Annotated in this window: 13 protein-coding genes and 1 pseudogene; 11 read left to right on the top strand and 3 right to left on the bottom strand. The window is 54.8% G+C overall.

The genetic code is table 11. From position 1 onward, the window contains the following. Positions 1-166 precede the first annotated feature (166 nt). Genes glgB through glgP form a run of 5 tightly spaced genes read left to right on the top strand, consistent with a single transcriptional unit; the run spans position 167 to position 9,535 of the window. Complete coding sequence (glgB, locus tag HV107_RS08280) at positions 167-2,353, top strand: 1,4-alpha-glucan branching enzyme (protein ID WP_182062824.1); 2,187 nt, start codon at positions 167-169, stop codon at positions 2,351-2,353. Continuing rightward, positions 2,350-4,323 carry a glycogen debranching protein GlgX gene (gene glgX / locus HV107_RS08275; RefSeq protein WP_182062823.1) on the top strand — a complete coding sequence of 658 codons (1,974 nt, stop codon included), beginning with the start codon at positions 2,350-2,352 and terminating at the stop codon, positions 4,321-4,323. The genes glgB and glgX overlap by 4 nt, the downstream gene beginning before the upstream one ends. Before the next feature lie 17 nt (positions 4,324-4,340). Beyond that, positions 4,341-5,636, top strand: coding sequence for a glucose-1-phosphate adenylyltransferase (gene glgC / locus HV107_RS08270; protein ID WP_182062822.1), 1,296 nt, complete (start codon positions 4,341-4,343; stop codon positions 5,634-5,636). Then, positions 5,636-7,069: a glycogen synthase GlgA gene (gene glgA / locus HV107_RS08265; RefSeq protein ID WP_182062821.1), complete on the top strand. Its 1,434-nt coding sequence runs from the start codon at positions 5,636-5,638 to the stop codon at positions 7,067-7,069. Before glgC ends, glgA begins: the two co-directional genes overlap by 1 nt. An 18-nt stretch (positions 7,070-7,087) precedes the next feature. Then, on the top strand, positions 7,088-9,535 hold the full coding sequence (glgP, locus tag HV107_RS08260) for a glycogen phosphorylase (protein ID WP_182062820.1): 2,448 nt from the start codon (positions 7,088-7,090) through the stop codon (positions 9,533-9,535). Positions 9,536-9,630: 95 nt separating this feature from the next. Here glgP and glpD read toward each other — a convergent pair whose 3' ends face one another. Further along, positions 9,631-11,139 carry a glycerol-3-phosphate dehydrogenase gene (gene glpD, locus HV107_RS08255; RefSeq protein WP_182062819.1) on the bottom strand — a complete coding sequence of 503 codons (1,509 nt, stop codon included), beginning with the start codon at positions 11,137-11,139 and terminating at the stop codon, positions 9,631-9,633. Between the two features lie 249 nt (positions 11,140-11,388). Here glpD and glpE point away from each other — a divergent pair, with 249 nt between their 5' ends. From glpE to HV107_RS08240, 3 genes are read left to right on the top strand one after another with little or no spacing between them, the layout of a single operon-like run. Further along, positions 11,389-11,721 carry a thiosulfate sulfurtransferase GlpE gene (glpE, locus tag HV107_RS08250; RefSeq protein WP_014072135.1) on the top strand — a complete coding sequence of 111 codons (333 nt, stop codon included), beginning with the start codon at positions 11,389-11,391 and terminating at the stop codon, positions 11,719-11,721. 52 nt (positions 11,722-11,773) lie between these two features. After that, the gene (gene glpG / locus HV107_RS08245; RefSeq protein WP_182062818.1) at positions 11,774-12,604 is read left to right on the top strand and encodes a rhomboid family intramembrane serine protease GlpG; all 831 of its coding nucleotides are present in this window, start codon (positions 11,774-11,776) and stop codon (positions 12,602-12,604) included. Positions 12,605-12,620: 16 nt separating this feature from the next. After that, positions 12,621-13,379, top strand: coding sequence for a DeoR/GlpR family transcriptional regulator (locus tag HV107_RS08240; RefSeq protein WP_182062817.1), 759 nt, complete (start codon positions 12,621-12,623; stop codon positions 13,377-13,379). 176 nt (positions 13,380-13,555) lie between these two features. On the opposite strand, the gene malT is transcribed toward HV107_RS08240, so the two are convergent. Then, positions 13,556-16,261, bottom strand: coding sequence for an HTH-type transcriptional regulator MalT (malT, locus tag HV107_RS08235; RefSeq protein WP_182063486.1), 2,706 nt, complete (start codon positions 16,259-16,261; stop codon positions 13,556-13,558). A 584-nt stretch (positions 16,262-16,845) separates the two neighbouring features. On the opposite strand from malT, the gene malP reads away from it, so the two are divergent. From malP to HV107_RS08220, 3 genes and pseudogenes are all read left to right on the top strand, one after another. Beyond that, complete coding sequence (malP, locus tag HV107_RS08230) at positions 16,846-19,239, top strand: maltodextrin phosphorylase (protein WP_182062816.1); 2,394 nt, start codon at positions 16,846-16,848, stop codon at positions 19,237-19,239. Between the two features lie 9 nt (positions 19,240-19,248). Further along, positions 19,249-21,333 carry a 4-alpha-glucanotransferase gene (gene malQ / locus HV107_RS08225; RefSeq protein ID WP_182062815.1) on the top strand — a complete coding sequence of 695 codons (2,085 nt, stop codon included), beginning with the start codon at positions 19,249-19,251 and terminating at the stop codon, positions 21,331-21,333. A 102-nt stretch (positions 21,334-21,435) separates the two neighbouring features. Next, positions 21,436-22,316 (top strand): annotated as a pseudogene (locus HV107_RS08220) (IS4 family transposase). Positions 22,317-22,426: 110 nt separating this feature from the next. On the opposite strand, the gene gntT reads toward HV107_RS08220, so the two are convergent. Further along, positions 22,427-23,743 (bottom strand): gluconate transporter, encoded by a 1,317-nt coding sequence (gene gntT, locus HV107_RS08215; protein WP_182062814.1) that lies wholly within the window; start codon positions 23,741-23,743, stop codon positions 22,427-22,429. Between the last annotated feature and the right edge of the window lie 74 nt (positions 23,744-23,817).

Here is a 23,817-nt window from a genome sequence, read left to right as displayed (position 1 = left end):
GTCTTATTTTTTATCAGGAGTCATTTAGAGCGTTGGCTATGCTTTAAGGGAGAGTCTTTCTTACCTGAGGGTAGGACGAAGCAGAGAGGAGCTTCGTTCAGGTCACATTAAAAATCGCACCCGGGCGCTTAAAAAGGGGCGATTACTAAAAAACAGGATGAATACCATGTCTGATCGTGTGGATAGAGACGTGATTAATGCGCTTATTGCGGGTCATTTCGCCGACCCTTTTTCCATTCTGGGAATGCACCGTACCGACGCCGGGCTTGAAGTCCGCGCGCTGTTACCGGATGCCACAGAAGTGTGGGTCATTGAACCTAAAACCGGGCGTAAAGTGGGCAATCTGGAATGCCTTGATTCACGCGGCTTTTTTTCGGGCGTAATGCCTCGCCGTAAAAACCCTTTCCGTTATCAGCTCGCCGTTGTCTGGCACGGCCAGCAAAATCTCATTGATGATCCTTACAGCTTTGGTCCTCTTTTACAGGAGATGGACGCATGGCTGCTGTCTGAAGGTACCCATTTGCGCCCTTACGAAACGCTGGGCGCACATGCAGACACGATGGACGGTATCACGGGAACCCGTTTTTCCGTGTGGGCGCCTAACGCACGACGCGTGTCTGTCGTCGGCCAGTTCAACTACTGGGACGGTCGTCGTCACCCGATGCGCCTGCGCCGCGAAACCGGCATCTGGGAGCTGTTTATCCCCGGCGCGAATAACGGCCAACTCTATAAATTCGAGATGATTGACGCGCACGGAAAGCTGCGCATTAAAGCCGACCCGTATGCCTTCGAAGCGCAGATGCGACCGGACACGGCATCGCTGATTTGCGGCCTGCCGGAAAAGGTCACCCAGAGCGAGGAGCGCAAGCAGGCGAACCGCTTTGATGCGCCTATTTCCGTGTATGAAGTGCATCTGGGTTCATGGCGTCGCCACACCGATAACAACTTCTGGCTGAGCTACCGCGAACTGGCCGATCAACTGGTGCCGTACGCCAAATGGATGGGCTTTACCCATCTGGAGCTTTTGCCAGTTAACGAACACCCTTTCGATGGCAGTTGGGGCTACCAACCCACCGGGCTGTATGCGCCGACACGCCGCTTCGGCACGCGCGATGACTTCCGCTATTTCATCAGTGCTGCACACGCCGCCGGGCTGAACGTGATCCTCGACTGGGTGCCAGGCCATTTCCCGTCGGATGATTTTGGTCTGGCCGAATTTGATGGCACCCCTCTGTATGAGCACAGTGACCCGCGCGAAGGGTATCACCAGGACTGGAACACGCTTATCTACAACTACGGTCGCCGTGAAGTCGCGAACTATCTTGTAGGTAATGCCCTGTACTGGATTGAACGTTTTGGGATTGATGCCCTGCGCGTCGATGCGGTGGCATCGATGATCTATCGCGACTACAGCCGTAAAGAAGGGGAGTGGATCCCTAACGAGTTTGGCGGGCGCGAAAATCTGGAAGCGATCGAGTTCCTGCGCAGCACCAACCGCATTATTGGTGAGCAGGTTGAGGGGGCTGTCACGATGGCGGAAGAGTCGACCGACTTCGCTGGCGTGTCTCGCCCTTCTTCACTGGGTGGTCTGGGCTTTTGGTACAAGTGGAACCTGGGCTGGATGCACGACACGCTCGACTACATGAAGCTCGATCCTGTTCATCGCCAGTATCATCACAATAAACTCACCTTCGGGATGCTCTACAACTACACCGAAAACTTCATGCTGCCGCTGTCGCACGACGAAGTAGTGCATGGCAAAAAATCCATTCTCGACCGGATGCCTGGCGATGCCTGGCAGAAGTTTGCCAACCTGCGCGCCTACTACGGCTGGATGTTTGCCTTCCCAGGCAAAAAACTGCTGTTTATGGGCAACGAGTTTGCCCAGGGGCGCGAGTGGAACCACGATGGGAGCCTTGACTGGCATCTGCTCGAAGGCGGCGACAACTGGCACCACGGCGTTCAGCGCCTGGTTCGCGACCTGAACCTGACTTACCGCCACCATAAAGCCCTGCATGAACTCGACTTCGACGCATACGGTTTTGAGTGGCTGGTGGTGGACGATAACGAACGTTCGGTGCTGGCCTTTGTCCGTCGCGATAAAGCAGGCAACGAGATCATTGTCGTCAGCAACTTTACCCCTGTTCCTCGTCAGCATTATCGCTTCGGCATTAATCAGGCCGGTAAATGGCGCGAAATACTGAACACCGATTCCATGCACTACCACGGCAGTAACACGGGTAACGGCGGGCTGGTGCAAAGTGATGCGATGGAAAGCCACGGACGCCCGAACTCACTGAGCCTGACGTTGCCGCCGCTGAGCACAATCTGGCTGGTTCGGGAGGGTGAATGACGCAACTCACGGCAGGTAGATCCGAACCGCTCGGGGCGAGTTTTGACGGAAAGGGTGTGAATTTCACCCTCTTTTCCGCTCATGCAGAGCGGGTGGAACTGTGTGTGTTTGACGGGGAAGGCAACGAACATCGTTACGACCTGCCCGCACGCACAGGGGATACCTGGCATGGCTACCTGGCCGGAGGACGGCCAGGAATGCACTACGGTTTTCGCGTTCATGGCCCGTGGGAGCCAGCGCAAGGCCACTGGTTTAACCCGGCGAAGCTGTTGCTCGACCCCTGCGCGCACCGCGTGGAAGGCGATCTGATTGACGACCCGGTTTTACACGTTGGCTACGGCGAACCCGATCACCGCGACAGTGCGCTCGTTGCGCCAAAAAGCATGGTGGTCAACGAGCTCTACGACTGGGAAGGTGACGAACCGCCGCGCACGCCGTGGGGCAAAACCGTGATTTACGAAGCGCACGTCAAGGGGCTGACGCAACTGCATCCGTCGATCCCCAAAGAGATCCGCGGCACCTATAAGGCGCTCGCGCATCCGGTGATGATTGCGTACCTGAAGCATCTGGGGATCACTGCGCTGGAGCTGCTGCCAGTAGCGCATTTTGCCAGCGAACCGCGCCTGCAACGACTGGGGCTGAGCAACTACTGGGGTTACAACCCGCTGGCGATGTTTGCGCTTGAGCCGCGCTATGCGGCGCACCCGGATAAGGCGCGGGATGAATTCCGCGATGCGGTGAAGGCGCTGCATGAGGCGGGCATTGAGGTCATTCTGGATGTGGTGTTGAACCACAGCGCTGAAAGCGATCTTGATGGCCCCACGCTCTCCCTGCGCGGAATTGATAACCGTAGCTATTATTGGATAAGGGAAGATGGCGATTACCACAACTGGACCGGTTGCGGTAACACGCTCAATCTCAGCCATCCGGCCGTGACGCACTATGCGTATGAATGCCTGAGGTATTGGGTTGAAACGTTCCATGTCGATGGCTTTCGTTTCGATTTAGCCTCGGTGATGGGGCGGACCCCGACATTCAGCCAACAGGCGCCGCTGTTTGAGGTGATAAAAAACTGCCCAGTGCTCTCGCAGGTCAAACTGATTGCGGAGCCGTGGGACATTGGCGATGGCGGTTATCAGGTGGGGAATTTCCCGCCGTTATTTGCCGAGTGGAACGATCATTACCGTGATGCCACGCGCCGCTTCTGGCTGGAAAGAAGTGTGTCGCTGGGGGAATTTGCCGGACGCTTTGCGGCGTCCAGCGATCTGTTTAAACGCGATGGGAAACAACCTTCTGCCACCGTCAACCTGGTGACGGCGCATGACGGTTTCACTCTGCGCGACTGCGTTTGTTTCAATCAGAAACACAATGAGGCAAACGGCGAAGAGAATCGCGATGGCACTAACAATAACCATAGCTTTAATCATGGTATAGAAGGATTAGGCGGTAGTCAGGACATCATCGAGAGACGCCGCGCCAGCATCCATGCGCTGCTGACAACGCTGTTGTTGTCACAAGGCACGCCGATGCTGCTGGCGGGTGATGAACATGGACACAGCCAGCATGGCAACAACAATGCCTATTGCCAGGATAACACTCTCACCTGGCTTGAATGGGAACAGGCGAACAGCGGGCTGGTGCATTTTACAGCTGCACTGATTCATCTTCGCCAGACCATCCCCGCGCTGACGGCAAATCAGTGGTGGGAAGAGGGTGATGGCAATGTTGTCTGGTTAAACAAAGAGGCGCAACCGCTGAGCGCACAAGAGTGGCAAAGCGGCGCGCCATGCCTGCAAATCCTGCTTTCGGAACGCTGGCTTATCACGTTAAACGCCACGCAAGACGTGGTTAATTTTGTATTACCTGATGGGGCGTGGCACGCCATTCCCCCTTTTGCCGGAGAGGATAACCCGGTCGTAATGGCAGTCTGGCATGGGCCTGCGCACGGAGTGTGCGTATTCCAGAGATGATAAAAAAGGAGTTAGTCATGGTGAGATTAGAGAAGAACGATCCCTTAATGTTGGCGCGCCAGCTACCATTAAAAACAGTTGCTTTGATACTGGCTGGTGGGCGCGGTACCCGTCTTAAAGATTTGACCATCAAACGCGCCAAACCGGCCGTTCACTTTGGTGGTAAGTTCCGTATTATCGACTTCGCATTGTCCAACTGCCTTAACTCCGGCATCCGTCGAATTGGCGTCATTACTCAGTACCAGTCGCACACTCTGGTTCAGCATATTCAGCGTGGCTGGTCATTTTTCAGCGAAGAGATGAATGAGTTTGTCGATTTGCTTCCTGCTCAGCAGCGCGTTCACGGTGAAAACTGGTACCGCGGCACGGCAGATGCGGTGACGCAAAACCTCGACATCATTCGTCGCTACGGCGCGGAATACATCGTGATCCTCGCCGGTGACCATATCTACAAACAAGACTACTCCCACATGCTTATCGACCATGTCGAAAAAGGGGCGCGTTGCACCGTAGCATGTCTGCCTGTGCCCGTTGCTGAGGCGGCGGCGTTTGGCGTAATGGATGTGGATGAAGACGACAAGATTATCGACTTTGTCGAAAAACCGGCTAATCCGCCGACCATGCCGAACGACCCAACCAAATCGCTCGCCAGTATGGGGATCTATATCTTTGATGCAGATTATCTTTATGAATTGCTCGAAGAGGACGACAAAGACGAAAACTCAAGCCATGACTTTGGTAAAGACATCATCCCGAAAATCACCAAAGCTGGCATGGCTTATGCACATCCATTCCCATTGTCCTGCGTACAGTCTGACCCGAACTCGGAGCCGTACTGGCGCGATGTAGGAACACTGGAAGCATACTGGAAAGCAAACCTGGATCTGGCATCGGTGACGCCTGAGCTGGATATGTACGACCAGAACTGGCCAATTCGTACCCATATGGAATCCCTGCCACCGGCGAAATTCGTTCAGGATCGCTCTGGCAGCCACGGCATGACGCTGAACTCGCTGGTTTCTGGCGGGTGCATTATTTCCGGCTCTGTGGTGGTGCAGTCCGTGTTGTTCCCATGCGTGCGCGTGAACTCTTTCTGTAATATCGACTCGGCAGTATTGCTGCCAGATGTCTGGGTAGGGCGCTCATGCCGTTTGCGCCGTTGCGTTATCGACCGCGCTTGCGTCATCCCTGAAGGTATGGTGATTGGCGAGAATGCGGAAGAAGATGCGCGTCGCTTCTACCGTTCAGAAGAAGGGATCGTGTTGGTAACACGGGAAATGCTGCGGAAATTGCATGTCAAACAGGAGCGATAATGCAGGTTTTACATGTATGTTCAGAGATGTTCCCGTTATTAAAAACGGGCGGTCTGGCGGATGTTATTGGTGCATTACCTGCGGCGCAAATTGCCGGCGGTGTTGATGCCCGAGTCCTGTTACCCGCTTTTCCAGATATCCGGCGCGGTATTCCTGATGCTCAGGTCGTGACCCGCCGTGAAACGTTCGCCGGGCGCATCACGCTACTGTTTGGACATTACAATGGTGTGGGAATTTACCTGATTGACGCACCGCATTTATACGACAGACCGGGGAGTCCATACCACGACACCAATCTGTTTGCTTACCCGGACAACGTGCAGCGCTTTGCGCTGCTCGGTTGGGTGGGGGCGGAGATGGCATCGGGGTTGGATCCCTTCTGGCGCCCGGATGTGGTTCACGCGCACGACTGGCACGCGGGGCTGGCTCCCGCGTACCTTGCCGCACGCGGCCACCCGGCGAAATCTGTCTTTACGGTGCACAATCTGGCGTATCAGGGCATGTATTACGCCCATCATATGAATGACATCGAGCTGCCATGGTCGTTCTTTAACATGCACGGACTGGAATTTGGCGGACAAATTTCCTTCCTGAAAGCGGGGCTGTACTACGCCGATCATATTACGGCGGTCAGCCCAACATATGCCCGCGAAATCACCGAGGCACAGTTTGGCTACGGTCTGGAAGGGCTGTTGCGCCAGCGTCATCGTGAAGGGCGCTTGTCGGGGATTTTGAACGGTGTCGACGAGAAAATCTGGAGCCCCGAAACCGATCTCCTGCTGGCGTCCCGCTATGATCGTGATTCCCTGGAAGACAAAGCGGAAAACAAACGTCAGCTGCAAATCGCGATGGGGCTGAAGGTCAATGACAAAGCGCCGTTGTTCGCCGTGGTCAGTCGCCTGACCAGCCAGAAAGGGTTGGATCTGGTGCTGGAAGCTTTACCGGGATTACTGGAACAGGGTGGGCAACTGGCGTTGCTGGGCGCAGGCGATCCGGTATTGCAGGAAGGTTTCCTCGCGGCGGCGGCTGAACACCCAGGCCAGGTAGGCGTGCAAATTGGTTATCACGAAGCGTTTTCACACCGCATCATGGGCGGTGCAGACGTCATTCTGGTGCCGAGCCGTTTCGAACCTTGTGGCCTGACTCAGCTCTATGGCCTGAAGTACGGCACGTTACCGCTGGTGCGACGCACGGGCGGGCTGGCCGATACTGTGTCCGATAGCTCTCTGGAAAACCTGGCGGACGGTATTGCCAGCGGGTTTGTTTTTGAAGACAGTAATGCCTGGTCGCTTCTAAGGGCGATTCGGCGTGCTTTCGTATTGTGGTCCCGTCCTTCTTTGTGGCGTTACGTTCAACGCCAGGCGATGGCCATGGATTTTAGTTGGCACGTTGCGGCGCAGTCATACCGCGATCTCTATCAACGCTTGATGTAACGAGGCGGAGTCACTGATATGAATGCACCTTTTAGCTACTCTTCACCGACACTCAGCGTCGAGGCGTTAAAGCACTCCATCGCCTATAAGCTGATGTTCACCATTGGGAAAGATCCGGTCATCGCCAACAAACACGAGTGGCTTAACGCCACGCTGTTTGCGGTACGTGACCGTTTAGTCGAACGCTGGTTGCGCTCCAACCGCGCCCAGCTCTCACAAGAAACGCGTCAGGTTTACTATCTGTCGATGGAGTTTTTGATTGGCCGCACCCTTTCTAATGCACTGTTATCGCTCGGTATTTATGACGACGTCAAAAATGCGCTGGAAGAGATGGGGCTGGATTTAGAAGAGCTGATTGACGAAGAAAACGACCCAGGGCTTGGTAACGGTGGTCTGGGGCGCCTTGCGGCGTGCTTCCTGGATTCACTGGCAACGCTGGCGCTGCCGGGCCGTGGCTACGGCATTCGCTATGACTACGGTATGTTCAAACAGAACATCGTTGACGGACGTCAGAAAGAGTCCCCGGATTACTGGCTGGAATACGGCAACCCGTGGGAGTTCAAGCGTCACAACACCCGCTATAAAGTGCGCTTTGGCGGACGCATTCAGCAGGAAGGCAAAAAGTCCCGCTGGGTCGAAACTGAAGAGATCCTGGCCGTAGCCTATGACCAGATTATCCCGGGCTACGACACCGACGCCACCAACACGCTGCGCCTGTGGAGCGCGCAGGCCAGTAGTGAAATTAACCTCGGTAAATTTAACCAGGGCGACTACTTTGCGGCGGTGGAAGATAAAAACCACTCCGAGAACGTGTCCCGTGTTCTTTACCCGGATGACTCAACCTACTCCGGGCGTGAGCTGCGTCTGCGTCAGGAGTATTTCCTGGTCTCCTCGACGATTCAGGACATCCTGAGCCGTCACTACCTGTTGCACAAAACGTACAACAACCTGGCCGAAAAAACCGCCATCCACCTGAACGACACCCACCCGGTGCTGTCGATCCCTGAGCTGATGCGTTTGCTGATTGACGAGCATAAGTTCAGCTGGGATGACGCGTTTGAAGTCACTTGCCAGGTGTTCTCCTACACCAACCACACGTTGATGAGCGAAGCGCTGGAAACCTGGCCGGTGGACATGCTGGGTAAGATCCTGCCGCGCCACTTGCAGATTATCTTTGAGATCAACGACTATTTCCTGAAAACGCTTCAGGAGCAGTATCCGAATGATACTGGCCTGCTGAGCCGCACATCGATAATCGATGAGTCAAATGGCCGTCGCGTGCGTATGGCCTGGCTGGCGGTGGTGATAAGTCACAAGGTGAATGGTGTGTCTGAGCTGCACTCGAACCTGATGGTGCAGTCGCTGTTTGCTGACTTTGCGAAGATCTTCCCGACACGTTTCTGCAATGTGACCAATGGTGTCACGCCGCGCCGCTGGCTGGCGCTGGCAAACCAGCCGTTGTCTGAGGTGCTGGACACCAACATCGGCCGGACATGGCGTACCGATTTGGGGCAGTTGCGCGAGCTTGAACAGCATATTGATTTCCCGACGGTGAACAAAGCCGTACGTGAAGCCAAGCTGTTGAACAAAAAACGCTTGTCGGTTTACCTCGCGCTGCACCTGAATGTGGTCGCCAACCCGAAAGCGCTGTTCGATGTGCAGATCAAACGTATCCACGAGTACAAGCGCCAGCTGATGAACGTGCTGCATGTGATTACGCACTACAACCGCATCAAGGCCGATCCGACAGCCGAGTGGGTTCCGCGCGTGAAAATTTTTGCTGGTAAGGCGGCTTCCGCTTATTACATGGCGAAACACATCATTCACCTCATCAACGATGTGGCGAAGGTGGTGAACAACGACCCGGATATTGGCGATAAGCTGAAGGTGGTGTTTATCCCGAACTACAGCGTGAGCCTGGCCCAGCTGATCATACCGGCAGCGGATCTCTCCGAGCAGATTTCCACTGCAGGGACGGAGGCCTCCGGGACCAGTAACATGAAGTTTGCCCTGAACGGCGCGCTGACCATTGGCACGCTGGATGGTGCTAACGTCGAAATGCTCGAACACGTGGGCTCAGATAACATCTTTATCTTCGGTAATACGACGGAAGAGGTGGAGGAGCTGCGTAAGAAGGGTTACAAACCACGTGAATATTACGAGCAGGACGAAGAGTTACGCCAGGTTCTGATGCAAATCGCGACCGGTGTGTTTAACCCTGAAGAGCCAAGCCGCTACCGTGATTTGGTGGATTCGCTGATTAACTTTGGCGATCACTATCAGGTGCTGGCGGATTATCGTAGCTATGTGGATTGCCAGGACAGGGTGGATGAACTGTATCGTCATCAAGAGAAGTGGACCAATGCTGCGATGTATAATATCGCCAATATGGGCTACTTCTCGTCGGACAGGACCATCAAAGAGTATGCCGATTCGATTTGGCACATTGATCCGGTGAGGTTATAAAAGCAAAACGGCAACCCTGGTTGCCGTTTTTAGTGTTTGTTCCCTCTCCCACAGGGAGAGGGGCAGGGTGAGGGCATCAGCCCGCACCGATCGCATTACGACGCTAACGACAACTCGCGTTTCCCCGCGTTTTGCAACAGCCACTGCGCTACGCGAGACTGCTGTTCCGCATTAAGCCACATCCCTTCTTTGGTGCGACGCCAGATAGCATCGTCCAGACGGCGAACCCATTCGTGCTCAACCAGATAGCGCAATTCGGCTTCGTACAGCTCATGCCCGAAATGTTCGCCCAGATCTGCAAGTTCTTTCGCCTCGCCTAAGATCCACTCCGTGTTGCTGCCGTAGGTACGGGCAAAGTGACGCGCCATAGATTCGGTGATGAACGGGTAGCGACGACGCAGTTTTGCCGCAAAGTCATCGCGATTGCCGTCAATGTCGCCGCCAGGCAATACCGCCCCTTTCGTCCACGCCGGGCCAATGCCTTTGTAGTACGGCACCAGTTTTTCCAGTGCGTGTTCGGCCAGCTTGCGGTAGGTGGTGAGCTTGCCGCCAAACACCGACAGCAGCGGAGCCTGGCCATCTACATCATGGATATCAAGCGTATAGTCGCGGGTGATAGCCTGCGGAGAGTCTGACTCGTCATCGCACAGTGGACGTACGCCGGAGTACGTCCAGACGATATCGTTACGTGCCAGCTGTTTCTTAAAGTGCGCGTTATAGACCTTCAGCAGGTAGTTGATCTCGCTCTCGTCGATTTCGACATTTTTCGGATCGCCTTTGTACTCTACGTCGGTAGTGCCAATGATGGAGAACTCGTCCATCCACGGGATCACAAACACAATGCGTTTGTCTTCGTTCTGCAGGATGTAAGCCTGTTTCTGGGCATGAACGCGCGGAACGACAATATGGCTGCCTTTGATAAGACGGATGCCGTACGGGGAACGCAATTGCATTCCTTCGTCGAAGAATTGTTTCACCCATGGGCCGGTGGCGTTGACCAGGCCGCGGGCTTTCCAGCTGAATTTCTCGCCGGTATCCACGTCTTCGGCTTCGACAATCCACAGGCCGTTTTCACGGCGGGCAGAAGTGGCACGGGTGCGGGTTTTCACCTCACCACCTTTTTTCACCACCATCTGTGCGTTCGCCAGCACAAGACGTGCATCATCCACCCAACAGTCAGAATATTCGAATCCGCGCACGATTTCTGGCTTAAGGACCGATTCTGAGCCAAAACGCAAACCACTCGAACCTGGCAGACTGGTGCGTTTACCCAGATGATCGTACATAAACAGACCAATTCGAATCATCCACGCCGGGCGAAGATGTGGACGATGAGGGAGACGGAAACGCATCGGGATGGCCAGGTGTGGTGCCATTTTCAGCAACACTTCGCGTTCAGCCAGCGCTTCACTGACCAGACGGAATTCGTAGTGTTCCAGGTAGCGCAGGCCACCGTGGATCAGTTTTGAGCTGGCGGACGATGTCGCACACGCGAGATCGTTAGCTTCCAGCATCAGTACGGATAAACCGCGTCCTGCGGCATCGACCGCAATACCGGCACCGTTAATGCCACCGCCTATCACAATCAGATCTTTGGTTTCCATGTCACCCTCACACACTTTCGTTAAAGCTCAGAAATGTTCGATATCGCTCATAATAGCAAACGAACGCGCTTTTGGTAACATCAAAAAAACAATTTAGAGTGATATGGATAACATAATGGCGTTTACCCGCCGCCAGGACGTACACTACGGGGTAAAATAGTGCGACTAACTTTTCCCCCTCTCCCGTGGGAGAGGGTTGGGGTCAGGGCATTAGCGCGCACCCAACCTGAGCAACCGAAAGAGAACACCATGGATCACTTTGAATGTATTAACGTAGAAGAAGCCCATCAGAAGATGCACCAGGGAACGGCGGTGCTGGTGGATATCCGTGATCCGCAGAGTTTTGCAATGGGCCACACGCCAGGCGCGTTCCATCTGACCAATGACACGCTGGGTGCGTTTATGCGCGATAACGACTTTGAAACGCCAGTGATGGTCATGTGCTACCACGGCAACAGCAGTAAAGGTGCAGCGCAGTATCTGCTCCAGCAGGGTTACGACGCAGTATATAGCGTTGATGGTGGCTTCGATGCCTGGCATCGCCATTTCCCGGCAGAAGTTGAGCACGCGTTTGGCGGCTAATACCATTCGCTCTATACTGTCCCCTTTTGTGTGGAAATAAGCGACTGTTGCAATGCTGATGATTACCTCTTTTACCAACCCGCGCGTTGCCCAGGCGTTTGTCGATTACATGGCGACGCAGGGCGTTATCCTGACCATTCAGCAACATACGCAAACGGATGTCTGGCTGGCAGATGAAAGCCAGGCTGAACGCGTGAATGCCGAACTGGCACGCTTTCTTGAGAACCCTGGCGATCCGCGATATCTGGCCGCCAGCTGGCAATCCGGCCATACGGGCAGCGGATTGCACTATCGTCGCTTTCCTTTTCTTGCCACCGTGCGTGAGCGAGCAGGGCCATTTACCCTGCTGCTGATGGCCGCCTGTATTCTGGTGTTCATCATAATGAATGTGGTGGGCGACCAGAGTGTGATGATAGCCCTGGCATGGCCGTACGATCCCTCTCTGGAATTTGACGTCTGGCGTTACTTTACCCATGCGCTGATGCATTTCTCAGTGATGCATATCCTCTTTAACCTTCTGTGGTGGTGGTATCTTGGCGGTGCAGTGGAGAAGCGGCTTGGCAGCGGAAAACTGATTGTCATTACCCTGATTAGCGCCTTGTTAAGCGGGTATGTGCAGCACAAATTTAGCGGCCCGTGGTTTGGCGGGTTATCGGGTGTGGTCTATGCGCTGATGGGGTACGTCTGGCTCCGGGGAGAGCGTGACCCACAAAGCGGCATCTATCTGCAACGCGGTTTAATAACCTTTGCGTTAATATGGCTTATTGCCGGATGGTTTGATCTGTTTGGCATGTCTATCGCTAACGGTGCACACGTTACCGGGCTGGCCGTTGGGCTGGCGATGGCCTTTGCCGACACGCTCCATGCGCGTAAACGAACATAATTTCCAGGGATATTTCATGAAACAAACACAACGTCATGACGCTATTATCGAACTGGTTAAAAAACAGGGATACGTTAGCACCGAGGAGTTGGTAGAGCAGTTTGCCGTCAGCCCTCAGACCATTCGCCGTGACCTGAACGACCTTGCCGATCAAAGCCGTATCCTGCGCCACCACGGTGGAGCCGCGTTACCGTCCAGTTCCGTCAACACTTCGTGGCACGACCGTAAAGCGACGCAAACGGCAGAAAAAGAGCGTATTGCCCGTAAAGTTGCCAGCCAGATCCCGAACGGGGCCACGCTTTTTATTGACATCGGCACTACGCCTGAAGCGGTCGCGCACGCACTGCTGGATCACGAGAACCTGCGAGTAGTGACCAACAACCTGAACGTGGCCAACACGCTGATGCAAAAAGACGATTTCCGCATCATCCTGGCAGGTGGTGAATTGCGCAGCCGCGACGGTGGGATCATTGGCGAAGCGACGCTCGATTTTATCTCTCAGTTCCGTCTGGATTTCGGCATTCTGGGGATCAGTGGCATCGACACCGACGGCTCACTGCTGGAGTTTGATTACCACGAAGTGCGCACCAAGCGCGCGATTATTGAGAACTCCCGCCATGTGATGCTGGTGGTGGACCACTCTAAATTTGGCCGTAACGCGATGGTGAATATGGGCAGCATCAGCATGGTGGATGCGGTGTATACCGACGTGATGCCGCCAGCGGGTGTGATGCAGGTGATTAAAGATAATAACTTGCAGCTGGAACTGTGCTAACGGTTGTGTCGGGTGGCACTGCGCTTACCCGACCTACAAATTGTTCTCCCTCTCCCTGTGGGAGAGGGCATTAGGCCAGGGTAAATGCAAAAAGGCAACGCAAGTTGCCTTTTTTAATGTTTTCTCCCTCTCCCTGTGGGAGAGGGCTGGGGTGAGGGCATCAGGCCACACAAAACCTACACACCATACCCCATCATCTTCAACAGCTGCTGCGCATGTTGCACTGCATCCTGACGATGTGCGACACCCAGTTTCTGATACAGATTTCGGATATGCGTTTTGATGGTGGTTGCCGCCACGGCCAGTTCACCGGCAATCTGCTCATTGCTGTAGCCTGAATAAATCAGTCCAAGCACCTGCCATTCACGCTGGGTGAGCGGGCTGGTGCGAATAAGCTCCGGCACTTCCGGGTGATTCAGCAGACGTTCAACAAAGTTCTCATCAAAGTGCGCAAACTTGTGGCGATGGTGCTGGTTAATTTCACGCAGAATACGCTGAGCGCGGTGCTGATCCAGCTCCGGCAGCGTATTCAGCTGAATGAGCTGGCGTAGCTGCTGTGCCATTACTTCGCCTTCAATCACAAAGTGACTGATAAAGCCGGTGCGGTTAGCAAGCTGTAATGCTTCCAGCAGCACACGCTGAGCATCGTTTTTACGCCCTGCCTGCCAGTAGAGCTGGTTAAGCAACAGCAGGTTGCGGTTCAGGTCGCTCATCAGGCGCAGGCTGCGCGCGTTCTCGTTCAACTCTTCCAGTACTATTTCGGCAGGTTCAAACTCGCCGAGCAGGATCTGCACACGGGCGATATTGCGCCACTGGCTTTGCAGGAAGTGGTTATTGGCAAATTCAGGTTTTGGCGTCTGGCGAAGCCAGTTGGCGGCGGATTTTTTGTCGCCGGTCATCTGCCAGTAAATCACCCGTACTTTATCGGCGTTCGATACCCAGTCACTGTGGTACTGGCCATTACCGAGCAGGTTTTCCAGGCGGTTAAGGTGGTTGCGGGCGTTGTCCAAATCCCCGCGCGCCAGCGAGCATTGCACCAGCAGTGCCAGACACTGTAACTGCTGTTGCGGCTGGAAGCTGGAGAGAACATCCACGCCCTGACGAGCAGAACTTTCTGCCTCATCCAGACGCGACCACGCCCACAGAAGCTGGGCACGAATACGCAACAGGAACTCATGCATCGGCAGTTGTTCCAGATGCTGATCGCGAATGAGCTGGAAGGCTTTTTCCTGATTTTCCCAGGCAGCTTGCAGGAACCCCTGAGCAAACAGGATTTCACTTTGCTGAATCAGGCTCCACAACGCGTAATGCCAGACATCGTGGCGACGCGCCATCTGTTCGGTTTGCTGCATCAACGACAGCGAACGGGTGAGATCGCCTTTGCAGTGCAGCACTTCACCGTGAACCGATGTGGCCACAATGCGGCTGTAGAAGTTTGCCAGCGGCAGCTCGTCGAGCGCGACCATCGCCAGGCGTTCAGCTTCTTCTGGATCGCCATCGTTAATCGCCACCTGTGCACGTAGCGCGTTGAACTCGCCGTGCAGAGTGGTATCCATGTCGCTTTCCATCTCCTGCTCGGCGCGAGCCAGCAGGGTGTTTACTTCGCTGTAGCGGTGCTGGCTCTGCATCAGCCAGGCTTGTAACAACACCAGGCGCGGATTTTCCAGCAGGCTTTCCCACGGCAAAGCTTTCAGGGACTCTTCCAGCAGCGTCAGTTCGCTGTGATTAAACAGCCCCCACGCATGGTTGAGCAGAATATCGCGCAGCATGCTGGCATCACCGGCGGCAAGCGCGTGGTGAATGGCCTCACTCGGGAAACCTTGCGCCATCCAGCTTTCGGCGGCGGCGCGGTGGATTTCCGGCAATTCGACGGCAAGCTCCCACTGGCAACGCTGGCGCAGGAAACTGCCAAACAGCGGGTGATAGCTGAACCACTCGCCGGGGTCGTCCATGCGGGTCAGGAACAGGCCCTGACGTTCAATCTCTTCGAGCTGAAGCTGGCCGTTCTCGCTGCCGGTGACGCGCACAATCAACGCGTCGTTCATGGAGCGGAGCAGGGAGCTTTTCAGCAGGAAATTACGGGTAGCAGGATCGACGCTATCCAGCACTTCATCCACCAGATAATCCGACAGATGGCTGGCGTTGATCCCTGCCAGACGGCGTGCAGACTGATGTGTCGGGCTGTTGTTCTGGCGTGCTGATAAGGCGATCAGCTGTAGCGCGGTCGCCCAGCCAGCCACGTCATCACACAGGCGGCTGCTTTCGGAAGCCTCAATCGGGGACGTCAAACGGCAGTCGAAGAATTGTTTGGCTTCCTGGTGGGTAAAGGCGAGCTGTTGGCTGCCAACTTCCAGTAATTGGTCGCGCACGCGCAGGTTGGCAATGCCCAGTTGCGGCAGATTGCGCGACAACACCACCAGGGTCAGGTTTTCCGGCTGATGGCGCAGGAAGAAGCGCATCGACTCGTGAATAACCGGGTTGGTAATCAGATGATAATCATCAATCACCACATACAGCGGACGATGCCATTCGGCCAGTTCGATAAACAGCTGTGAGAAAAGGGAGGACAGGCTTGCATACTGGCGCTTTTGCACCATCACTTCGCTGGTGACGCAGTGCCCGTTGGTCGCCTGCTGAATAGCGGCAATCAAATAGCTGGCAAAACGCTCCTGCTGATTATCGCCCTCATCAAGGGAGTACCAGCCCAGATCATTTTTCCCTGCGGCCCATTGCGAAATGAGCGTTGTTTTTCCATAGCCTGCCGGGCTCGTAACCAGCGCCAGTCGGAAATTATGCGCGCCGGAAAGTTTAGCCAACAGACGTTCGCGGACCACTGTATGGTCGAGACGAACCGGGCGACTTAATTTAGACGGAATCAACATAGTTTTCACTTCACTGTGGGAACGAGGGATTTTATTTTTTTTTGCGCTTCGTAATTAATAGATATAAGGTCGGCCAGAAAGGGAACTATTGCAAGTTATGTCTGGGTTTTGTGCCTCTGAATTTGCACTCTGTCACAAAATATTCAGGCTAAGAGGGGAACTTTTTAAAATGGCTCACATGCCGCGTGGATGCTGGCTTGTATGCATTTAGTGCGAATAAACTGAAACTGGTTTCAGAAAGGTATAGTGACGTCAGAGTTAATAAAGTTTCGGTAAAGTTGAGCAAGCTAAATAGTGTTCTTAGAGATTCCCTAATTGCAGAAATATTATTCTACGTAAGTAATCATTTCTACGTGGAATAATTTTTTACGAAACTGCATTTCATTTTTTTGACATCCTTCCAGGTTATCTTTTCCCTATCCAGGCACACTCCGGCTATGCTCACTGAGTGGCCTTGATCACACTTTTATGCTCATCCCCACTACTCCTCCCTGTCTAATCCCCGACAGGATGAGGAAGAGGTGAAATGAGCCAGGCACACTAGCGCCAACATGTTTTTTCTCTCTACAGGATGCCGATTCCCTATGTCACAGCCTACTTTTAACAAAGCTCAATTCCAGGCTGCCCTGACGCGTCAGTGGCAGCGTTTTGGCCTACATGCTGCAAACGAGATGACGCCTCACCAGTGGTGGCAGGCGGTGAGCGGTGCGCTCGCAGAGCAGCTGGATGCTCAGCCGGTGGCGAAGCCCGTAAAAGGCCAGCGTCACGTGAACTACATTTCGATGGAATTCCTGATTGGCCGTCTGACCGGCAACAACCTGCTGAACCTTGGCTGGTATCAGGAAGTGGGTGATGTTCTGCAAGAGCACGACGTTAACCTCACCGACCTGCTGGAAGAAGAAATTGACCCGGCTCTGGGTAACGGTGGTCTTGGGCGTCTGGCAGCCTGTTTCCTGGATTCAATGGCAACCGTGGGCCAGTCGGCAATTGGTTATGGTCTGAACTATCAATACGGCCTGTTCCGCCAGTCTTTTGCTGACGGGCATCAGATGGAAGCGCCGGACGACTGGCATCGCAATACCTACCCATGGTTCCGCCACAACGCGCAGCTCGATGTGCAGGTGGGCATTGGCGGTAAAGTGTCGAAAGAGGGACACTGGGAACCGGGCTTTGTCATTAGCGGCGAAGCATGGGATCTGCCAGTGCTGGGTTACCGTAACGGCGTGGCGCAGCCACTACGTTTGTGGCAGGCGAAGCACGCGCATCCGTTCAACCTCACCAAATTCAACGATGGCGATTTCCTGCGTGCCGAGCAGCAGGGGATCGACGCCGAAAAACTGACCAAAGTGCTTTACCCGAACGACAACCATCTGGCGGGTAAAAAACTGCGCCTGATGCAGCAGTACTTCCAGTGCGCCTGCTCTGTGGCTGATATTCTGCGTCGTCACCATCTGGCGGGTCGCAAGCTGGCGCAACTGCCAGACTTCGAAGTTATCCAACTGAACGACACGCACCCGACCATTGCTATCCCGGAACTGCTGCGCGTGCTGATCGATGAGCATCAGCTGAGCTGGGATGACGCATGGGCGATAACCAGCCGCACCTTCGCTTACACCAACCACACCCTGATGCCAGAAGCGCTGGAGTGCTGGGACGAGAAGCTGGTGAAAGCACTGCTGCCGCGCCATATGCAGATAATCAACAAGATTAACGACAACTTTAAAGTGCTGGTGAAAAAGACCTGGCCGGGTGACAAAGAGGTTTGGGCGAAGCTGGCTGTGGTTCACGACAAGCAGGTCCGCATGGCGAACATGTGCGTGGTGAGCGGCTTTGCGGTTAACGGCGTTGCCGCGCTGCACTCCGATCTGGTGGTGAAAGATCTGTTCCCTGAATACCACCAGCTGTGGCCAACCAAATTCCACAACGTGACCAACGGCATCACGCCACGTCGCTGGATCAAGCAGTGCAACCCACTGCTGGCAGGGCTGCTGGATAAAACCCTGAAGAAAGAGTGGGCCAACGATCTTGACCAGCTCATCAACCTGGAAAAATACGCCGACGACGCGAAATTCCGCGAGCAGTACCGCGCCATCAAGCAAGAGAACAAAGTTCGCCTGGCGGCGTTTGTGAAAATGCGTACCGGGATTGAGATCAACCCGAATGCCATTTTCGACATCCAGATTAAACGCCTGCACGAATACAAACGTCAGCACCTGAACCTGCTGCACATTCTGGCGCTGTACAAAGAGATCCGCGAAAACCCGAAAGCCGATCGCGTTCCACGCGTGTTCCTGTTCGGTGCGAAAGCGGCGCCGGGCTACTACCTGGCGAAGAACATCATTCTGGCAATCAACAAGGTTGCTGAAGCCATCAACAACGATCCGAAAGTGGGCGATAAGCTGAAAGTGGTGTTCCTGCCGGATTACTGTGTCTCTGCGGCTGAAATGCTGATCCCGGCGGCGGATATCTCTGAGCAGATCTCCACGGCGGGGAAAGAGGCTTCCGGTACTGGCAACATGAAGCTGGCGCTCAATGGCGCGCTGACGGTGGGTACGCTGGACGGAGCAAACGTCGAAATCGCCGAAAAAGTGGGTGAAGAGAACATCTTTATCTTCGGCAATACCGTTGAGCAGGTGAAAGCCATCAAAGCCAAAGGCTACGATCCGGTGAAATGGCGTAAGAAAGACAAGGTGCTCGATGCAGTGCTGAAAGAGCTGGAGAGCGGTAAATACAGCGACGGCGACAAACATGCGTTTGACCAGATGCTGCACAGCATGAACAAACACGGCGGTGACCCGTATCTGGTGATGGCCGATTTCACGGCCTACGTTGAAGCGCAAAAACAGGTCGACGTGCTGTATCGCGACCAGGAAGCCTGGACCCGTGCGTGCATTCTGAACACTGCCCGTTGTGGGATGTTCAGCTCTGACCGCTCAATCCGCGATTATCAGGCTCGTATCTGGCAGGCAAAACGTTAAGGAAGCGCAATGGATAGCAAACGTCTGGACAGTGCCGCGCAGGCGGCGGGGATCAGCCTCAGTTACATCAATGCTCACGGCAAACCGCAATCTATTGGTGCGGACACCAAAAGACGTCTGCTGGATGCCATGCACAAAACCAAAACCGACGCGAAAGCGCCGGTTGCCCCGGTGCCGAATGTAAAGGTCTTTACCGCAGGCAAAAAGATGCCGCTGGCGGTGGAAGGGCGTGGCGAGTTTAGCTGGCTGCTCACGACTGAAGAAGGGCATCAGCATAAAGGTCACGCCACCGGCGGCAAACCATTTACCCTTCCGGCGAAGCTGCCGGAGGGCTACCACACCTTAACGCTCACCCAGGAAGACCAGCGTTTTCACTGCCGGGTGATTGTCGCGCCAAAGCGCTGCTATGAGCCACAGGCACTGCTGGAAGGCAAGAAACTGTGGGGTGCCTGCGTGCAACTCTACACGCTGCGGTCCGACAGCAACTGGGGTATCGGCGATTTTGGCGATCTGAAGAAGATGCTGGCAGATGTGGGTGAACGCGGCGGCGCGTTTATCGGCCTCAACCCGATCCACGCGCTCTATCCGGCGAACCCGGAGAGCGCCAGCCCGTACAGCCCGTCGTCTCGCCGCTGGCTGAACGTGATTTACATCGACGTTAACGCCTTAGATGACTTCAAAAACAGCAAAGAGGCCCAGGACTGGTGGAAACTCAGCACCACTCAGCAGGCGCTAAAACAGGCGCGCAACGCTGATTGGGTGGATTACGCCACTGTCACCGCCCTGAAGATGGCTGCACTGCGTCTGACGTGGAAAGGTTTTGCGAAGCGCGATGACGAACAGATGGCAGCTTTCCGTCAGTTTGTGACCCAGGAAGGTGAGAGCCTTTACTGGCAGGCTGCTTTTGATGCCTTACATGCTTATCAGGTAAAAGAAGACGAAATGCGCTGGGGCTGGCCGGTATGGCCGGAAGCGTACCAAACCGTTGATACACCTGAAGTGAAAGCCTTCTGCAAAAAACATGCTGATGAAGTCGATTTCTTCCTGTGGCTGCAATGGCTGGCGTACAGCCAGTTCGCGGCCTGCTGGCAGGTAAGCCAGGGTTACAAGATGCCTATCGGTCTGTACCGTGACCTGGCGGTAGGCGTGGCAGAGGGTGGGGCGGAAACCTGGTGTGACCGCGAACTTTACTGCCTGAAAGCCTCTGTGGGTGCGCCACCGGATATTCTTGGTCCGCTCGGCCAGAACTGGGGGCTGCCGCCGATGGATCCGCACGTGATGGCTGCGCGTGCTTACGAGCCGTTTATCGACTTGCTGCGCGCCAACATGCAGAACTGCGGAGCGCTGCGTATTGACCATGTAATGTCCGTGCTGCGTCTGTGGTGGATCCCATATGGCGAAACGGCCGATCATGGGGCCTATGTTCAGTATCCGGTGGACGATCTGCTGTCGATCCTGGCGCTGGAGAGTAAACGTCATCAGTGCATGGTGATCGGCGAAGATCTGGGTACCGTACCGGTTGAGATTGTCAGCAAGCTGCGTGATAGCGGCGTGTATTCCTACAAAGTGCTCTATTTTGAAAACGACCATGAGAAAACCTTCCGTGCGCCAAAAGCGTATCCGGAGCAGTCAATGGCAGTCGCGACGACGCATGACCTTCCTACGCTTCGTGGCTATTGGGAAAGCGGCGATCTGACCCTTGGCAAAACGCTGGGACTGTATCCTGATGAAGAAGTGCTACGCGGTCTGTATCAGGATCGCGAGCTGGCGAAGCAGGGTCTGCTGGATGCGCTGCATAAGCATGGCTGCCTGCCGAAACGTGCCGGGCATAAAGCGTCGCTGATGGCGATGACCTCAACGCTCAACCGTGGCTTACAGCGCTATATTGCTGACAGCAACAGTGCCCTGCTGGGTCTGCAGCCGGAAGACTGGATAGACATGCCTGAGCCGGTGAACATTCCGGGCACCAGCTATCAGTACAAGAACTGGCGCCGTAAGTTGTCCGTAACGCTTGAGAAGATGTTTGCCGATGCTGGGGTGAACAAGCTGATTAAGGATTTGGATAAGCGGCGAAAAGCAGCCGCGAAGAAGTGAAAAAAACCCGCCGATGGCGCAATGCCGATCAGTTAAGGATCGGTTGACCGATCCTTAAACTGCGGCACTATAACGGCTTCCACTACAGGGAGCCGTTTTCTTATGCCACTTCTCAATGACCTGCTCGATTTCAGCGACCATCCTCTTATGCCACCGCCTTCGGCACAGATGTTTGCCGAGCATCTTCCCACGGAGTGGATACAGCATTGCCTGACCCTTTCTGAGCACGCGACTGTTCGCCGTCGCTGACGGCATCCATCCCGGACAACTCCGTCACACTGTTCGACAAACTGTTTTATAGCGCAGACCTGCTGCTGACGCTGAATCAGCAGGGGAATAACCGGCACTGGCTGCTGCCGGCCCGTAAGAATATGGTGGCGGAAACAGAAGAAAGTTACGGTTCGGGCGACAGGCTGCTGAAACTGAAAGTATCGCCGCAGGCGCGGAAAAAGAATCCTGCATTGCCGGAGTTCTGGTATGCCCGGGCGGTCACTTACGAGGTGAACGGCGTGGAAAAAACGGTCCTGACGTCACTTCCGGCAGACCGCTATAAAGCGAAAGAGGTGGCGGAGCTTTACCACTCCCGGAGGGAAATCGAGGTCGGGTTCAGGAACCTCAAGAGCAGCCTGCTGGATAATGCTCTGGTGCTGAGAAGCCGTAAGACAGAGCTGCTGGAGCAGGAGGTCTGGGGGATGTTGCTGGCGTATAACCTGATACGGCGCGAGGCGACCAGGGCTGCGGAGAAACACAAAAAAGCGCCCTCAGAAATAAGTTTTAAGTTCGCGTTCCAGTTTATCGCCACGGAAATGATAGTGCTGGGGAACACGGTCTCGCCGGGGACTATCCCGAAACGGCTGGAACATCTGCGGGGAAATCTGGACGCGGTGTTCATAACAAAACGCCCCCGACCATCAGGGCCGAGGGCGGTAAAGATGTCAAAAACCCGCTATCCGGTGAACTCCCGTGCCGCTCCGCTTAAGTGAACGGCATTGCGCCAGTGGCGGGTTTTTTATTGCCCGGTGGCGCTACGCTTACCGGGCCTACATGGAGCGAGTAGGTCGGGTAAGGCGAAGCCGCCACCCGACTTATGGCATCAGATAACCATATTCAACAGCAGAACCCCGACCAGACCACACACCGAAATGATGGTTTCCAGCATCGACCAGGACTTGATGGTTTCACCGATAGTCAGGTTGAAGTACTCCTTGAACAGCCAGAAGCCTGGATCGTTTACGTGAGAGAAAATCACGCTACCGGAACCGACCGCAATCACCATCAGCTCCGGGCTGACGCCAGTAGTTGCAATCAACGGTGCAACAATACCACCGGCAGTGATTGCTGCGACGGTTGCAGAACCCAGTGCGATACGCAGAACCGCAGCAATAGACCAGGCCATAAACAGTGGAGAGACGTTGGTTTCATGCATCATTGCGGCGATGTACTTATCCACGCCACTGTCGACCAGAACTTGCTTGAACGCACCGCCACCGCCGATGATCAGGAGCATCATGGCAATAATTTTGATGGAAGAGGTCAGCGTGTCGTTGATCTGATCCATTGAACGACCACGGTTCAGACCGAAGGTGAACATCGCAATCAGGACTGCAATCAACGTCGCCATGACCGGGTCACCCAGGAATTCGGCAACGGACAGGAACGCGTGACCTTTTGGCAGGATCATCTCTGCGACAGCACGCATCGCCATCAGAATTACCGGTACCAGAGAGGTCCAGACGCTGACACCGAAGCCTGGCATCTCTTCTTCCGTGAAGGTTTTCGCGCTGTACAGACCTTCCGGGATTGGCTTATCAATGCCTTTCAGGAAACGCGCAAATACCGGGCCTGCCAGAATCACGGTTGGGATCGCCAGAATCGTACCGAACAGCAGGGTTTTACCCATGTCGGCGTGGAAAATGGTCGCGATAGCAGTTGGGCCCGGGTGCGGCGGCAGGAAGCCGTGCGTCACGGACAGCGCTGCTGCCATTGGCACACCGACGAACAGCAGAGGAATGTTCGCCGCCGCGGCGATGGTGAACACCAGCGGCAGCATCAGCACGAAGCCGACTTCATAGAACAGCGCAAAACCGACGGTAAAACCGGTTAACACTACTGCCCACTGAATGTTTTTCTTACCGAATTTGGCGATAAGCGTGGTCGCAATACGCTGCGCACCGCCGCAATCCGCCAGCATTTTACCGAGCATGGCACCGAAGCCCATGATCAGCGCCAGGCCGCCGAGAGTACCACCGACACCGGCTTTAATGGAGCTGATGACTTTCACCAGCGGCATCCCTTGCATCAGACCGACTGCAAGTGCCACCAGAACCAGAGCGATAAATCCGTTCAGTTTGAAGCGGATCATCAAGAGCAGTAATAAGACTACACCGATAGCGACGATGACTAATGGCATGATTTACCTGGCCTTTGAATTGTTATGGGTAACGTCATTGTTTCAACGACAAGTTCCGATTGTCCCAACTGGGA

Source organism: Enterobacter sp. RHBSTW-00175 (assembly GCF_013927005.1).
In the GTDB taxonomy this organism is placed as follows: domain Bacteria; phylum Pseudomonadota; class Gammaproteobacteria; order Enterobacterales; family Enterobacteriaceae; genus Enterobacter.
The sequence above is the reverse complement of the archived record's forward strand: the minus strand, read 5'-3'. Positions and strand labels throughout refer to the sequence as shown.

Excerpts from the sequence above, each read along its gene's own strand:
- gntT (WP_182062814.1), bottom strand. The coding sequence starts at position 23,743 with ATGCCATTAGTCATCGTCGCTATCGGTGTAGTCTTATTACTGCTCTTG.
- glgA (WP_182062821.1), top strand. The coding sequence starts at position 5,636 with ATGCAGGTTTTACATGTATGTTCAGAGATGTTCCCGTTATTAAAAACG.
- glgP (WP_182062820.1), top strand. The coding sequence starts at position 7,088 with ATGAATGCACCTTTTAGCTACTCTTCACCGACACTCAGCGTCGAGGCG.
- glpG (WP_182062818.1), top strand. The coding sequence starts at position 11,774 with ATGCTGATGATTACCTCTTTTACCAACCCGCGCGTTGCCCAGGCGTTT.
- HV107_RS08240 (WP_182062817.1), top strand. The coding sequence starts at position 12,621 with ATGAAACAAACACAACGTCATGACGCTATTATCGAACTGGTTAAAAAA.
- glpE (WP_014072135.1), top strand. The coding sequence starts at position 11,389 with ATGGATCACTTTGAATGTATTAACGTAGAAGAAGCCCATCAGAAGATG.
- glpD (WP_182062819.1), bottom strand. The coding sequence starts at position 11,139 with ATGGAAACCAAAGATCTGATTGTGATAGGCGGTGGCATTAACGGTGCC.
- malQ (WP_182062815.1), top strand. The coding sequence starts at position 19,249 with ATGGATAGCAAACGTCTGGACAGTGCCGCGCAGGCGGCGGGGATCAGC.
- glgX (WP_182062823.1), top strand. The coding sequence starts at position 2,350 with ATGACGCAACTCACGGCAGGTAGATCCGAACCGCTCGGGGCGAGTTTT.
- glgC (WP_182062822.1), top strand. The coding sequence starts at position 4,341 with ATGGTGAGATTAGAGAAGAACGATCCCTTAATGTTGGCGCGCCAGCTA.
- glgB (WP_182062824.1), top strand. The coding sequence starts at position 167 with ATGTCTGATCGTGTGGATAGAGACGTGATTAATGCGCTTATTGCGGGT.
- malT (WP_182063486.1), bottom strand. The coding sequence starts at position 16,261 with ATGTTGATTCCGTCTAAATTAAGTCGCCCGGTTCGTCTCGACCATACA.
- malP (WP_182062816.1), top strand. The coding sequence starts at position 16,846 with ATGTCACAGCCTACTTTTAACAAAGCTCAATTCCAGGCTGCCCTGACG.